The following is a 1,024-nucleotide window of genomic DNA, read 5'->3' as shown; positions in this document are numbered from 1 at the left end:
CGAGGAAGTCGTGCAGGCGGCCCACGGCCGTGCGCAGCAGCTCGGGGGTGCGGGCGGAGACCAGGACGACCTGCGGTGCCGGGTCCGCCGCGACGGTGCGGACGGGAGCGGGCGGTGCCTCGACGACGATGCTGACGTGACTGCCGCCGGCCGCCACGGAGTTGACGAGGGCGCGGCGGGGCACGCCGCCACGGGGCTCCCAGCCGGTCGGCCCGTCGGCGAGCCGGAGGGCCGAACCGTCCAGGTCCAGACGGGGGTTGGCGGTCCCGGTGGCGACGAGGGGGGCGACCTGCCCGTGCCGGAGCTGGAGGACGACCTTGGTGAGCTGGGCGATGCCGGAGGCGGCTTCGGGGTGGCCGAGGTTGGACTTCACGGTGCCGACATGAACGGTTTCGGTGACACCGGCGAACACCTCGCGCAGGGCGCGCACCTCGACCTCGTCGGAGAAGGCGGTGCCGTTGGCGGCGGCCTCGACATAGCCGATGTCGGCGGGTGCGGTGCCGGCCCGCTCCAGGGCCCGTCGCATGGTGGCGACCTGGGTGCGGTGGCTGGGTGTCATGAAGCCGTTGGAGCGGCCGCCGTGCAGGGAGGCGGTGCTCTTGATGACCGCGTGCACGGTGTCGCCGTCCCGCAGGGCGGCGTCCAGCGGTTTGAGCAGGACCGCGCCGACCGCCTCGGCGGGCAGGTAGCCGTCGCCGTCGCGGAAGCTGCGCGCCCCGGGGTGCGTGCCGAGCAACCCCATCTCGCCGAGGGCCAGGTACTTGTCGGGGTGGACGTTGAGGTTGACGCCGCCCGCGACGGCCAGCTCGCACTCGCCGCGCAGCAGGTCGGCGCAGGCCAGGTGCACGGCCATCGCGGAGGACGTGCACATGCTGTCGACGGCCAGGCTCGGACCCTCCAGGCCGAAGAAGTGCGAGACGCGGTTGGCGATGAGGTTGTACGAGGCGGAGGCGGTGAGCGCCGAGAGCGTGGGGTCCTGCGCGGCGTCCGCCCGGTACATCTGGTAGGCGGCGCCGACGTAGAC

Annotated in this window: 1 protein-coding gene; it reads right to left on the bottom strand. The window is 73.8% G+C overall.

What is annotated here, in order from left to right:
* Window positions 1-1,024 (bottom strand): beta-ketoacyl [acyl carrier protein] synthase domain-containing protein (locus ACZ6B1_RS34215; protein ID WP_468784658.1); only part of this gene is annotated, 1,024 nt, incomplete at both ends.

Source organism: Streptomyces sp. NPDC041129, assembly GCF_055592265.1.
Note: the sequence above shows the minus strand (reverse complement) of the source record. Positions and strands in the feature narration are given on the sequence as shown.